The sequence below is a fragment of the Paenibacillus litoralis genome, from assembly GCF_046244365.1.
Classification (GTDB): Bacteria; Bacillota; Bacilli; order Paenibacillales; family NBRC-103111; genus Paenibacillus_V.
The window spans coordinates 581438-594031 of sequence record NZ_CP176395.1; the positions used below are offsets into that span (position 1 = coordinate 581438).

12 protein-coding genes are annotated in these 12594 nt (G+C 57.4%); 3 read left to right on the plus strand and 9 right to left on the minus strand.

Features of this window, described 5'->3' with window-relative positions; all coding sequences use genetic code 11:
• Positions 1 to 31: 31 nt before the first annotated feature.
• The 7 genes from ACKGJP_RS02515 to ACKGJP_RS02545 form a co-directional block, all read right to left on the minus strand.
• A complete protein-coding gene (locus tag ACKGJP_RS02515) occupies positions 32 to 778 on the minus strand; it encodes an ABC transporter ATP-binding protein (RefSeq protein WP_409344126.1) in 747 nt (248 codons plus the stop codon).
• Entirely contained in the window at positions 778 to 1611 is an 834-nt protein-coding gene (locus ACKGJP_RS02520; protein WP_409344127.1) for an ABC transporter permease, read from the minus strand. Before ACKGJP_RS02520 ends, ACKGJP_RS02515 begins: the two co-directional genes overlap by 1 nt.
• A gap of 36 nt (positions 1612 to 1647) precedes the next feature.
• Positions 1648 to 2730 carry an ABC transporter substrate-binding protein gene (locus ACKGJP_RS02525; protein ID WP_409344128.1) on the minus strand — a complete coding sequence of 361 codons (1083 nt, stop codon included), beginning with the start codon at positions 2728 to 2730 and terminating at the stop codon, positions 1648 to 1650.
• A gap of 208 nt (positions 2731 to 2938) precedes the next feature.
• Entirely contained in the window at positions 2939 to 4456 is a 1518-nt protein-coding gene (locus ACKGJP_RS02530; protein ID WP_409344129.1) for a DUF4129 domain-containing protein, read from the minus strand.
• Positions 4443 to 5546: a DUF58 domain-containing protein gene (locus tag ACKGJP_RS02535; RefSeq protein ID WP_409344130.1), complete on the minus strand. Its 1104-nt coding sequence runs from the start codon at positions 5544 to 5546 to the stop codon at positions 4443 to 4445. Before ACKGJP_RS02535 ends, ACKGJP_RS02530 begins: the two co-directional genes overlap by 14 nt.
• A complete protein-coding gene (locus tag ACKGJP_RS02540) occupies positions 5543 to 6544 on the minus strand; it encodes an AAA family ATPase (RefSeq protein ID WP_409344131.1) in 1002 nt (333 codons plus the stop codon). Before ACKGJP_RS02540 ends, ACKGJP_RS02535 begins: the two co-directional genes overlap by 4 nt.
• A gap of 188 nt (positions 6545 to 6732) precedes the next feature.
• Entirely contained in the window at positions 6733 to 7065 is a 333-nt protein-coding gene (locus tag ACKGJP_RS02545; protein WP_409344132.1) for a helix-turn-helix transcriptional regulator, read from the minus strand.
• Between ACKGJP_RS02545 and ACKGJP_RS02550 the strand changes: the two genes are divergently transcribed.
• From ACKGJP_RS02550 to ACKGJP_RS02560, 3 genes are all read left to right on the plus strand, one after another.
• Positions 7056 to 7436, plus strand: a complete 381-nt coding sequence (locus tag ACKGJP_RS02550) for a hypothetical protein (protein WP_409344133.1) — start codon at positions 7056 to 7058, stop codon at positions 7434 to 7436. The genes ACKGJP_RS02545 and ACKGJP_RS02550 overlap by 10 nt on opposite strands.
• Positions 7437 to 7857: 421 nt before the next feature.
• Positions 7858 to 8283, plus strand: coding sequence for a hypothetical protein (locus ACKGJP_RS02555; protein WP_409344134.1), 426 nt, complete (start codon positions 7858 to 7860; stop codon positions 8281 to 8283).
• Between the two features lie 117 nt (positions 8284 to 8400).
• Positions 8401 to 9588 carry a class I SAM-dependent methyltransferase gene (locus ACKGJP_RS02560; RefSeq protein WP_409344135.1) on the plus strand — a complete coding sequence of 396 codons (1188 nt, stop codon included), beginning with the start codon at positions 8401 to 8403 and terminating at the stop codon, positions 9586 to 9588.
• Between the two features lie 64 nt (positions 9589 to 9652).
• On the opposite strand, the gene ACKGJP_RS02565 is transcribed toward ACKGJP_RS02560, so the two are convergent.
• Positions 9653 to 10213, minus strand: coding sequence for a hypothetical protein (locus ACKGJP_RS02565; protein ID WP_409344136.1), 561 nt, complete (start codon positions 10211 to 10213; stop codon positions 9653 to 9655).
• Positions 10214 to 11490: 1277 nt separating this feature from the next.
• A complete protein-coding gene (locus ACKGJP_RS02570; protein WP_409347052.1) occupies positions 11491 to 12369 on the minus strand; it encodes an RNA polymerase sigma-70 factor in 879 nt (292 codons plus the stop codon).
• Positions 12370 to 12594 lie beyond the last annotated feature (225 nt).

The window sequence follows — 12594 nt, forward strand, 5'->3', positions numbered from 1 at the left end:
AACCGCGTAACGCGGTTGAGGCTGCCGTCAATTAAATCGAATAGGTGCCGATATCGAGCGCATCCATGATGCGCTGGCGCAGCGCCACAAACTCGCTGCCGTTCCGGTTGCGGGGGCGGGGCATGCCCGCATGCATCGTTTCCACGATGCGTCCCGGACGGGGGCTCATCACATGAATCGTGTCCGCGAGATAAACCGCTTCGTCGATATCGTGGGTGATCAGCAGCACCGTTTTGCCGGTTCCGCGCCATAGCTTGATCAGCTCGTTCTGCATCGTCAGCCGGGTGATGGCGTCAAGCGCTCCGTACGGCTCGTCGAGGAGCAGGACATCCGGGTTCATGACGAGCGCCCGGGCGATCGAAACGCGCTGCTTCATGCCGCCGGAGAGCTGATGCGGGTAATACTTCTGGAAGCCGCTCAAGCCGACCTTCTCCAGCACCTCGTCGACGCGCGGCTTGCGCTCCTTCTTGGATACGCCCGCCAGCTCGAGACCGAAGCCGACGTTCGCTTCCACCGTCCGCCACGGGTACAGCGCGTGCTCTTGGAAAATCAGGACGCGCCGGGGGTCCGGCTTCGCAATGTCGATGCCGTCGGCCAGCACGCGGCCCGTCGTTGACGTTTCAAGGCCTGCGAACATGCGCAGCGCCGTGCTTTTGCCGCAGCCGGAAGGACCGACGATGGCAGCGAATTCGCCTTTTTCTATTTTGAGTTCGATGTTCGACAGCACCTCGAGGTCGCCGAATCGTTTGGTTACCTGATCCAAATGTAGCGTCTGCATTACTTGTCCCCTCCCGATACGTACCGGTAGTGAAGCAGCTTGCGCTTCAGCCGCTCCAGCAGGACGAGGTCGATGAAGGCGGCGATGCTGCCGATAATGATGATGCTGACGAGAACGCCCTTCATGTCCGCGATTTCGGACCGATAGCTTAAGTATCTGCCGAGACCGACGCTTGCCGCGCCGACCATTTCGGCGGAAATAAGCGAACGCCAAGCGTTGCCGAACGATACTTGCGCTCCGGTCATGAAAGCGGCGAGAGATTCCGGCGCAAACACCTTTGTCAGCAGTTGGCCGCGGCTTGCGCCAAGCGTCTTGGCAAGCTCGATATGCGTCCGGTTAACGCCTTCCGTGCCGTTCAGTACGGACAGTGCCATCGGGAAGAAGCTGGCGATCGTAATGATCGAAATGACGGTCATATTGCCGAAGCCGAGCAAAATCATGAAGAACGGCGACCAGGTGATCGGCGGAATCGACTGCAGGATCGAGACGAGGCTTCGCAAATAAAGCGCGAAATGCTTGGATACGCCACCCAGCAGCCCCAACAGCGAACCGAGCAGGCAGGCAACCGGATAGCCGATAGCCAGACAATATAAACTGTTCAGAATGCCTTTGGTGAACTGCTTGTCTTCGAAGATGGAAAATAAACGAGGGATCGTCGACGCTACGCTTGGCAGCAAGAAGTTTTTGCCGATTATCCAGGAAATGATTTGCCAGATCAGCAGCAGGCTGCCGACCGCAACGAAAAAAGGCCACATTCTGTACAAAAGGCGAAGCGGCTTAGGGCCGCTTCGCTGCGAAGGTTTCGGTATGGATTGCGTTTTCTCTTTACTCATCGGTGTTGCTCCTTTTAACGGAAATAAGCACTTCCGTTATTTTAGAGATTTTTGCCAGGACAGGTCAAGAATATCTTCGACTTTAATCGATTTATCAAGCGACTTCTGCTTCACCATGATATCGATGATTTCCTGCATCCGTTTCGTGTCGTCCGCCGAAATCTCCCAAGTGAATTTTTGCGAATCGATCGATTCCTTGATGACGTCTACCGCTTTGACTTTGCCGTTCGGCGTATCGAGAGAATCGCCTTCGATAAAGTGCTTCGTAATCAGGGAAGCGGCTTTAGCGGAATCCTTCTGCAGCAGCTCGATGGCTTGCTTCTGCGCGTCCAGCATCCGGTTGATTTTGTCGCGGTCCTTCTTCAGCTGGTCGCCGGAGGTGATGACCACCATGCACGGGAACGGCCAAACTTTGCCGACTTCGTATATTTGCTTCGCGCCGAATTGCTTCTGGGCGATTTTGTCGAACGGCTCGAATACGAATGCCGCGTCCACTTGGCCGGCTTGCAGCGATTGGATCGCAACGTTCGGCTCCACATACACCATTTGAATATCTTCTTTGGTAAGCTTCGCGTCGGCCAGCGCTACGCCGTTCAAGACGACGTCGGCCGTGCTGCCTTGCTTTTGCGTCGCGAGCTTCTTGCCTTTCAGATCGGCGACCGATTTGATGTTGCTGTCCTTGCCCACGAGCAAGCTGTGGAAGCCCATTTGCGCGCCTGCAACGACCTTCAGATCGGCATCCTTCGAAGCCCATGTCGCCGCGTTCGTGAAGCCGAGCACGCCTGCGTCCACTTGACCGCCGACAATCGCCTTGATCAGGTCGGTACCGCTGGAGAACAGCTTCAGATTGACATTCAAGCCTTGCTGCTCATAATATTTGCCTTCATAGGCGACAAGCGCTTGCGCATCGTCCATAACGGCCAAATAGCCGACGGTGATGTTCTTTGTCTCTTTCTTAGGCGCAGCAGACGCGTTTGCCGAAGGCGATGCCGACGTGGATGCGGATGGCGATGCCGCTTGATCGTTCGATTTGGCGCCGCAGCCTGCGATAGCCGTAGCCAAAGCTCCTACTAAAAGCAGGGACGTCCAGCGTGCTTTGCGTGGTAAACGTTTCATCATGTAAATCAATCCTTCCCCCATAGGTAATCCGAAAACCGTGCGCCGCTTCTTTCTGCATACTTTCCATATAAGAGGAGTGCAGCCGAGCTTCTCGGTTAATTCCCAGTAATATAATAGGATTATTATAGGGGGGATGGGAAACATCGTCAATAGGTGGAAAAAAATAAAACCGATATGACAGGTAGACATAGTGGAAGTATAGCGTCGTTTACTCCTTCAGCAAATCCTTGCGCAGCTTAGCCGTGCGATCGTCGGAAGGATCCCGTTCTCCGTAACGGGCTTCTTCATAGGCGCTTGAAAGCGCGCTGGCGGCCGGATCCGCAGGCGAACCGCTTGCTGCCGCGTCCTGTCCCTGTCCCGGAATCCGGTTGTGCCGGTTCCCGAGCTGCTTCATCGTTTCCGCGGGCGTGCTGCCGGGCTCCCAGTCGTACCCGCGTTTCATCGCTTGCAGAACCGTCAGCCTGTACAAATAACGCACGCGCTCCCGATTGGTCCGCATGTCGTCCCACTTCGGCTCGCGCGCCAGCAGGGCGGAGAGGCGGTCGCGGAGCGACTTTCCCCATGCGGCAGGCACTTCCGCCCAGTCGAGCAGGCTCTGCTTCTCGTCTACGTAGCCGTTCCGGGCTTCGTCGGCCGAGCGGCCGAGCCCCCATTGCTCCATCAGCCTGTGCAACCACCGGCGAAGCAGCGGCAGTGCGAATTTAACCAAACGGTACAAGCCGTAAAGGACGGCGGCGGCAAGCAAAACGTAGGTCAGCGCAAAAAACAGCTTTTCCAATAGTTCTGCCAGTCGAGACGGCTCGCCGGGCGGGGGGAGCTGCTGCTGCGGCGCCGGAGTCGGCTCCGGCGTCTGCTCCGCCTTTTGGCCGTCCGACGCAAACAGCGAGAAGAACCAAAAAATAAACTGCACCAAGCTCTTGAAAGCCGCTGCCAGCGCGTCTTTGATGCGCGTAAAGGCAGCCGCGATCAGCACCACAACGAAGACGACGACGGTCCATATCGTATTTTGCGAGCGGACGGAAGCCGCCAATTCGCTCGAATCGTCGCCCGTGTAGGCGTTCGCCTGCAAATGCCGCCGGTTGCTCAAGAACAGGCTAGCCAGTACGGCTGCGAGTCCGACCCACCAGAGCAGGCTGGAGTAAGGCTTCCAGGCTTCAGCGAAACGGGCGATGACGGAAACGAGAAAGTAGCTGATCAGTCCCACCGCATAGCAAACGGTCGGAAACAGCTCCGGCCAACGCCGCCTAACGTGCTTGCCGCCGCGCGCCGCAAGAAACCATGCGATCGCCCAAACGGCGACGGCGCGAGCCAAGCCGGCAGGGTTATCCAGCGTGCTCGCCGTACCGAATGCGCCGGCAGGTGCTGCAGCAGCGAGATAGGCAAGCGCCGCGCTTGCCAGCATCGTACCGGCGAAGCCCAGCACCTTAGGCATTCGCCGGGCAAGCATGCCGATTGCGAAGCCGAGCGGGCAGCAGGCCAGCAAGAGGACGAGCCACCAGCCAAGCGTCATGCCGGCAGGTACGATATACAGGTAGGCGACTAAAGCCAGCGGGAAAAACAGCAGCAGCTCCACGGCTCCATGCCAGCCGGCTTCCAGAATGGCGCCTATCTTCAGTCCGTTTGCCGAACCGGGGGGCGTTTGCGCAGACGGCGCTCCGGAACCGTTTGTGACCGGCGGCGTTTCCGAACGCCGTACAGGTTTGCCTTCCGCATTATGTTCCCGCATGGATCCGTTCCTCCTCCCGGCGCAGCGGCAGCAGCTCGACCGCGTGCCCGAGCTCGTGCAGCTTATCGATTTGCCGCTGCATTTTCGCGTCGACGTACGCCGTAATGAGCAAGTAGTCCATTGTCTGTCCGCTTCGCTCCGTCTCGAGCGCGAGGAAATCGTCGAACGTGACGCTCCGCTCCAGCAGCAGCATCGCCATCGTTTCGTAAACCGCAGTCAGCTGCATGCCGCCGCTTTGCGCGGCCATGCGCACCGGCTCTTTACCGCCGTCCGTCAGCAGACCGTTGCAGCCGAAGCCCGTCGGTACGCCCTGTCCGAGCGCGTATCGCGCTATTTCCGCTGCGTAGGCGATGCCTTGTTCAATCAGCTCAGGATCGGTTACGGCATCCCACTGCTTCTCGTCATTGTCGATGTTGAGGCAGATCATCAGCCTGTGATCGGCCGTAAAATCATGCTGGCGCACCTGCAGCCCGCCGCTGCGCGCCGTCGCTTTCCAGTTGATCCGGTTCAGCGAATCGCCGTATCGGTATTCGCGTACGCCGGCGACGAGAAACGGGTCGTCGACGATCCAGCGCTTCACGATCAGGTCGCCGAGCCAGCTGTGCGAGGGCAGCGGAATCGCTTCCAATTCGATCGGCCGGGGATAGACGAGCAGCCGGCAGTTCAAGGACAGCCGCTTGACGACGGGGCTCATGCCGATCAGGTCGCCGCTCGTCATCGTCGCCGAGCTCAAGTCGTAGCAGCCCCGGCGGATGCACCGGATTTGGTGCCGCCTGACGATCTGTGTATAGGGCAGCAGGCTAAAGAAGCTTTGGTGGCTCTGGTAATACTCGCCGCTGTTGATCGACAGGTTATGCTGCCGCTCGAAACGAAGGCCGATGTGCATAAGCGCTTCGAGCCGCAGCCAAGGGACGGGCAGCAGCTTCCGGTTGGAAATGCGTTCGATCAGCTGCACCTCGTCGCCCTCGAAGCACGACGCCGCGCTGAAATACCGTTCGTAGCCTACCCGGGCGAGCGCCCGGCGGCGGTACAAAAACGCTTGTGCGGCAAGCACGAGCACCAGCACGAACAGCAGCCAGTGGATGCTCATCGCGATCGCCCTTGAGCGAGCGCTTCCTCGGTCGGAACCTCGACTTCCCGCAAAATGTGATCCAGGATCGCTTCCGTTCGCCCGGTCTGAAGACGGTGCGCATTGTTCGTGACGATCCGGTGCGCGAGCACCGGCTTGACCATCGACTTGATGTCGTCCGGCGTGACGAAGCTGCGGCCGCGCAGGATCGCCACTACCTGCGCCGCCTTGAGCAGCGCCTGCGTGCCGCGGGGACTGACGCCCAAGGCGATGTCGGGGTGGGTGCGCGTCTTCTCCGCAATCGCTACGATATAGCGGAGCAGGTCGTCATGCACCAGCACCGAGCCGTAATGCGTCTGCGCCGTGACGATGTCAGCCGCCTCGGCGACCGAATCGAGCGTTTCCTGCGGATTCGATTCCTTGAAGCGGCGCAGGATATCGACCCCCTGTTCGGCGGTCGGGTAGCCCATTCCGACCTTCAGCAGGAACCGGTCCAGCTGCGCTTCGGGGAGCGGGAAGGTACCCTGATTTTCTACAGGGTTCTGGGTGGCGATGACGAGGAACGGCCGCGACAACGTATGCGTTTCGCCGTCGATGCTCACTTGGCGCTCTTCCATGCACTCGAGGAGACTCGATTGCGTCCGCGGCGTCGCGCGGTTGATTTCGTCCGCAAGCACGATATTGGCGAACAGCGGCCCGGGACGGAATTCGAAGGCGCTCGTTTTCTGATTATAAAAGTTAATGCCGCTTAGATCCGACGGAAGCAGGTCGGGCGTGAATTGTATGCGCTTAAATGTGACGCTGAGCGAGCGCGCAAGCGACTTGGCCAGCAGCGTTTTGCCCATGCCGGGCACATCCTCCAGCAGGACATGACCCGACGCGATAAGCGCCACGAGCAGCTGCTCGATCACGTCCTCCTTGCCGACGATCACCCGGCTTACGTTCGCTTTGATCCGTTCGGCCATTCGGCGAATCGACTCGAGCTCGGCTTCCGTAGCCGGTTGTTTCCATCCATCCATCGCGATAACCACCTTGTCTTCGGAGTGAGTTTTGGCTTTTATTCCAACGGTTCAGAAAGGATATCTCCGCTGTTTGTTCGACTTCTCGGTAAACGCGCCATCTAAGGACGGCGAAGCTGTTTATCCTTTGTGGATTTCTATGGCTTTGTCTATATTTAGATTCGCCGTACGGAAGCGATATCCTGTTTTTACATGCTTTTATGCTTCTCCCGGTACTGCCCCGGCGTCATGCCCGTGTGTTTCTTGAAGACCCGGACGAAGTATGGCGAATTATACTGCAGCTTTTCCGCGATTTCATTCACCTTGAGGTCGGTAGTGAGCAGCAGCTCCATGCATTTGCCGAGACGCAGCCGGGTCACGTAGTCGATGAAGTTTTCTCCCGTTACCTGCTTAAAGCCTCTGCTGAGCTTGTATACGCTGACGCCGAACTGCTCCGCGTGCTGATCGAGCGAAATATTCGACAGGTAGTCGTCCTGTAGGACGGCCAGCAGCTTGTCGACGAAACACGAACGTGCCGGCAACAGGCGGCTTTTACGGGGCTTATTTGATCCATAAAAAGGTTCCCGAGAGCAAGGTGAAAAGCATTCTGAAGTTTCTGGACTACGGCTACAGCCAGGAAGGGAACGATCTCGCCAACTACGGCATCAAGGGCGTTCATTACAACGAGAAGGACGGCCGCAAAATTGCCACAGAGCAGGCGAAGAAGGATCTTGTTGTCGTCGTCGGCAACCTGGGCAGCATTTGGCGGCCGCTCGGCTTTGCGCAGGTTATCGACAGCGTCGGGACCGCCGATGACGTTTATGAGCAGAACAAGAAGACCGTCGAGGAAAGATCGAAGTCCTTCCTGCCGGATCCTGCGATGGGCGTCGTATCGGAGGCTTACAACAAATAATGGGCGGACATCAACAAGAAAATAACGGATTTCCGGGTAAAGGTTATCCTCGGTCAGGAAACGATCGATGCTTACGACCAGTTCGTCAAGAAAACGAAAGAAGATGCGAACTACAAAAAAGTGTTCGAGGAAATGAACGCGTACAAGAAGAAAGTCGAATTGAGCGCGGGAAAATAGGAAGTCCTTCGATCAGGGGACCGAACCGGATGAAAGCGTAAGCTTTTGTCCGGTTCTTTTTGTCGATAGGTTTGATCGTTAGCTGTTGCGGATTTCGGCAGATGGACTGCGTAGAGGATTATTCCTAACATGCTCGGCATGATTGTCCTTTGCTAACGGATGACATAATATGAAGGAAGAGATTTCCTTGGAAGTGCCGGGAGCCATCTGTTTTGCGATCGAATAACGAAAGGGAGGCGTAGCGATGCCGGAGCTGCATATTTGCAATAACGCGGCGCATGTGCTGCTGGAGCCGTTTTTGCAGGAGTTTGCGGAGACGTGGGCGTGCGAGCTGGTGCCTCTGGAGGACAGGTGCGTGCTTCTTCCCGAAGTGATGCTGCGTAAGCACGGCTTGTTCTTGTTCAAGCTTGCGGACGGGTATAAGGTATGCCGCGAGGAGGATGCAACGACGTGGGAGGATTTTCTGCTCATGCGGCTCTCGCATCTGCTGGCCGACCGGGGGCGCGGGACGCTTCGGCTGAACGGTGAAGGGGAACCGCTCGAGGTGGAGCCGCACCGGTTCGAAACGTTCGACGATTATGTCGACAAAGTGCTGGAATTTGAAGACGATCTTGTCCGCGACATGAAGAAGTACTGGATTTACGCCCACCGTAAAAGGACGATCCGGTAAGGTTGGCAGGCAGGCGGCAAGCTGCTATACTGCTACATACATGATTGACGGTATGGAGAAAAGCCATCGGAAACTATGAAAATTATGGAAACCATCGGAAACGGAGCATGAACAGGCATGGAGAAGGTTTTGACGCTGTTAAAGCAGCTGATCGGGGAGCAGTCGCTTCTGCAGGCGACGCTCAGCAACCCACGGCGCAAAGACGCTGAGCAGCCCAGCAAAGTGAAGGCGAAGCCTGTCCTCTTGAAGGGGCAGCTGCGCGTGCAGTTCGCCTATACGGTCGGACCGCAGGAGCGTCATGAGAACGTCGAGCCGGGAGAGGCGGCCGGCAAGCTGACGGAGCTGCTGCGCACCGGCTTCAAGCAAGCGCTCGTACAGGCGAAGGAAGCCGATTACCAGATTCTCGTCAACCGCCAAGAGAAGGCGCAAATCTTAAAGAAACAGGCGACCAAGAAAGAGGTCAGCCTGACGCATAACCGCCAAAAGCGCTACGTGCTCGAGGAAGGCAAGCCCGTGCCGTTTCTCGTCGAGCTCGGCGTCATGAACGGCGAGGGCAAGGTGCTCGCGGCTAAGTACGACAAGTTTCGTCAAATTAACCGGTTTCTCGAAATGGTGGACGATGTCGCTCCTCATTTGGCGGAGGGACGGAAGCTGCACATCATCGATTTCGGCTGCGGCAAATCGTATTTGACGTTCGCGCTTTATCATTATTTGACGCAGGTGCGCGGCCTCGATATCGACGTAACCGGCCTCGATCTGAAAGCGGACGTCATTGCGCATTGCGAGTCGCTGGCCCGCAGGCTAGGATACGACGGGCTTCGTTTCCTCGTAGGGGATATAAGCCGCTACACGGACCGGTCGCATGTCGACATGGTCGTTACCTTGCACGCCTGCGACACCGCCACCGATGCGGCGCTTGAGAAAGCCGTGCGCTGGGGAGCGGACGTCATTTTGTCCGTCCCTTGCTGCCAGCACGAGCTGTTCGGTCAAATCGAGAGCCAGGCGCTTGCGCCGCTTTTGACGCACGGCATTCTCAAGGAGCGGTTCGCCGCCCTTGCGACGGACGCAGCCCGTGCCAGACTGCTGGAGCTCGTCGGCTACAGAACGCAAATGCTCGAATTTATCGACCTCGAGCACACGCCCAAGAACTTGTTGATCCGCGCCGTCAAACAGGCTCAGCCGGCCGCGGCTCTGCGCAAGCTGGCAGTAGAATATCGCGAGTACGCGAAGTTTCTGCATATTTCGCCGTACTTGGAGCGCGCGCTGCAGGATAAGCTGGCGCCGCTGCTTTCGCAGGAAACATAAAGCTTGCACATCGGCCGTTCTACCGAACGGCTGGTGTGCAAGCTTTTTTGTGGGGTGCTCCCGATCAGCGTTCCTCTCGGAGCGTCGATGTGCGGATCGTTCGATCGGGCATGCGGAACGGCGCCAGCCATCGAACCGCCAGCAGCAGGAGAACGCCGGCTGCGCACCAATAGATGGCTGAAGTGCCGACGGCTTCGTCCAGCGCGTACGCGATGGACGGGCCTAACGAGGCGCCAAGATCGGTCGCCACGGTGTAGGAGGTCATGACGGCCAGCTTCGATGCGCGCGAGGATGCATGGGTCGCTAGCGCATCGATGATGGTACTGACGGCGGTAACTCCTAGCTGTAAGCCTAGGAGCAGGGCGAGCCACACGGCCAGCGGCATGCGGAACGGCACGAGAGCCAGCAAACTGGAAGCGCAGACAAGCACGACGACGAACATGCGGCCTTGATTCTTAGCGGCGTCGAATCTTTTGCCGATCCAAGGCGACAGCCAAGGCTGCAATCCCCAGCGCATCGCTTGCAGAATGCCGGCAAGCGACGCGGCGCCGATCGAGAGCGTCCACAACTGCACGTAAGTCGACTCGTGCACTTGAATGAGCCGGCTGAGCGTCGAATTGTACATCCCTTGAAACACCATGGCTGTCAGAAGGCCGGAAAGAAGCGTCCAGACGACGACCGGCTCCTGCCAAGGCTTGACGGTTTGCCTTCCGTCCCCGGCGGAAGGGACTTGCTCCGCTTCCGTTTGGCCTAATCCCGGCGGTCTTCATGTCTGCCGGCGAAAAGTCGCTTCGTAACCCCCATGAGGTCGCTATCTTCCAGTCAGCGGGATTTGTTCGTTTGTTCTGCGTAACCGATTCCATGGTTCCCACGCTCCGTTCCGTTCTTAGTCGTACTTTCCCTTCATGTACCTGACATGCCGGCTTTCGCATCCCAAGCTATCGAAAAGCTTTCGGTCTCATCGTAGTCCCCGTGTTTATTTCCGGCAACCTCTCACAATTTGCACGCTCATTTCCGCTCGTTGTAATTTTTTGCACGCGGAAAATTAACCGCTGCGGAAGCTGGCGGGGTACCTCGAGCTTTGGCGGTTAGTACGCGGTATCTCAATGGAGCGGGTGCTGTAAGGATAAGCTGGGATGTCGTTGGCGCGGGAGATGGAAGTGTGGAGATGGCATCGTAGTCGGTTCGGGAGTGGGAGTTGGTGCGAAAAAACTAACTGGCCTTTGTTTATCCCGCCTCTCCGCCAAGGTGGGGGGGTGCTGAAAGGATGAGACGGTGTGGTAGCTGGCTTGGGAGTGGGAGTGTGTGGGGCCTCAGTTCAATTGCGTCTCCGCCAAGGTGAAGCGGGCGCTGAAAGGATGAGCTGGCATCGTCGTTGGCGCGGGAAGCGAGAAAACTAGTCTCCTGTTCGTAGTTGGTGTTCAACGTCGCTACTATGCATCGAAATAGTGAACGAGGTTCATTATTAATGAACCTAAGTTCACTATTTGGAGTCGAAAGTAGGCCTGCATGTCCAAAAGTGAAGGAAACTTCACTATTAGTGAACCCGAGGGAAAAATAGCGCCCGCTTGGTTCACTATACGGGGAAATATCCTCTTTTGGAGCGGAAATAGTGAATTTTGGTTCACTATTAGTGAATTTGAGTTCAATAATGCGAAATTACAGAAAGCAGCATGGGCAGTAGTGGCTAGGCGCATGCCGGCACCATCAGCCACTGCCATAGCAATTGCCGCCGCTACTGCAACCGCCATCGTTATCACGCTACTACTTCCGTCACAAATACTGCTACGGCCATCGCTGCTCCCATCACCGCGCCTTTCACTGTCACAGCTACTGTCACTACGCTACAACTGCCACCACCGCCACTACTCTCGCTAAGCGACTTTCACGCAATGACGGCAATCAATCATTAAGACGGCGCAGCTTGTCCGGGTTGCGCATGATATAGACCGCCGAGATTAGGCCATCGCGTACGGCGAAGGAATAAACGCCGTGGACGGAGCCGTCCACGCGTTGGATGAGGCCGGGCAGGCCGTTCACCATCGTCAATTCGATGGTGGACGGTTCCTTCCGTTTCTCGTTCACGCCGACGAGGAATGTCGCGATGAGCTGCGGGCCGAGTATCGGCCGCTTGGCGGCAATCACTTTGCCGCCGCCGTCCGAGAGCAGCGCCGCGTCAGCGGTGAAGACGCGCAGCAGGCGGGCGGCATCGCCGGCGGACAGCGCATCGACGAACTCGTTAACGAGCGCGCTGCTTTGCTCCATCTGCGTCTGCGGCCGCTGCGCTTCCTCCCAGCCGGCCAGCTTCATTCGGGCTCGGCGAAGCAGCTGCCTGCAGTTGGCTTCGCTTTTGCCGACGATGCCGGCAATTTCCCCATATTCGTAATCCAGTGCCTCGCGCAGGACGAACACGGCGCGTTCGGCGGCCGTCAGTTTTTCCAGAAGCAGGAGGAAAGCCGTAGAGAGCGTATCTTTTTGCTCGAGGCTTTCCTGCGGATCGGCTGCCCGGCTACCGTCCACCCATGGCTCGGGCAGCCACGGCCCAACGTATACCTGACGCTCGCTTTTCGTTTTGCGCAGACGGTCGATACAGCGATTGGTTACGATTTTGCACAGGTAGGCGCGCACGTTTTCGGTTTGCCCGTTTTTGGCGGCATCGAAGGCAAGAAAGGCTTCGTGCACGATGTCTTCGGCTTCGCTCAGGCTGCCCAGCATGCGGTAAGCAAGCGACAGTAGGAGCGGCTTATGGGCTACGTATAGATCGGCCGTACGCTCATGCATGGCAGTCACTGTCATCCCTCCGTAATTCGTTCTAGACATCCCATTATCCCGTTCCGCAAAAAAATGTATAATAAGCGGCTGAAATGTACGATCCGATTGTTTTCATTGTATCATTCCCGAAGCGCGGAGCAACGGCAACCCTATAACGAAAAAAGTCAGCCATTTGTGACAAACCTTCGGCATGCATCGCGTCATGTGACTTTGACGCTCGGTCATATGACTTTT

Coding starts and splice junctions, on each gene's coding strand:
- ACKGJP_RS02515 (WP_409344126.1), bottom strand. CDS start 778: ATGCAGACGCTACATTTGGATCAGGTAACCAAACGATTCGGCGACCTC.
- ACKGJP_RS02520 (WP_409344127.1), bottom strand. CDS start 1,611: ATGAGTAAAGAGAAAACGCAATCCATACCGAAACCTTCGCAGCGAAGC.
- ACKGJP_RS02525 (WP_409344128.1), bottom strand. CDS start 2,730: ATGATGAAACGTTTACCACGCAAAGCACGCTGGACGTCCCTGCTTTTA.
- ACKGJP_RS02530 (WP_409344129.1), bottom strand. CDS start 4,456: ATGCGGGAACATAATGCGGAAGGCAAACCTGTACGGCGTTCGGAAACG.
- ACKGJP_RS02535 (WP_409344130.1), bottom strand. CDS start 5,546: ATGAGCATCCACTGGCTGCTGTTCGTGCTGGTGCTCGTGCTTGCCGCA.
- ACKGJP_RS02540 (WP_409344131.1), bottom strand. CDS start 6,544: ATGGATGGATGGAAACAACCGGCTACGGAAGCCGAGCTCGAGTCGATT.
- ACKGJP_RS02555 (WP_409344134.1), top strand. CDS start 7,858: ATGCCGGAGCTGCATATTTGCAATAACGCGGCGCATGTGCTGCTGGAG.
- ACKGJP_RS02560 (WP_409344135.1), top strand. CDS start 8,401: ATGGAGAAGGTTTTGACGCTGTTAAAGCAGCTGATCGGGGAGCAGTCG.
- ACKGJP_RS02565 (WP_409344136.1), bottom strand. CDS start 10,213: ATGTACAATTCGACGCTCAGCCGGCTCATTCAAGTGCACGAGTCGACT.
- ACKGJP_RS02570 (WP_409347052.1), bottom strand. CDS start 12,369: ATGCATGAGCGTACGGCCGATCTATACGTAGCCCATAAGCCGCTCCTA.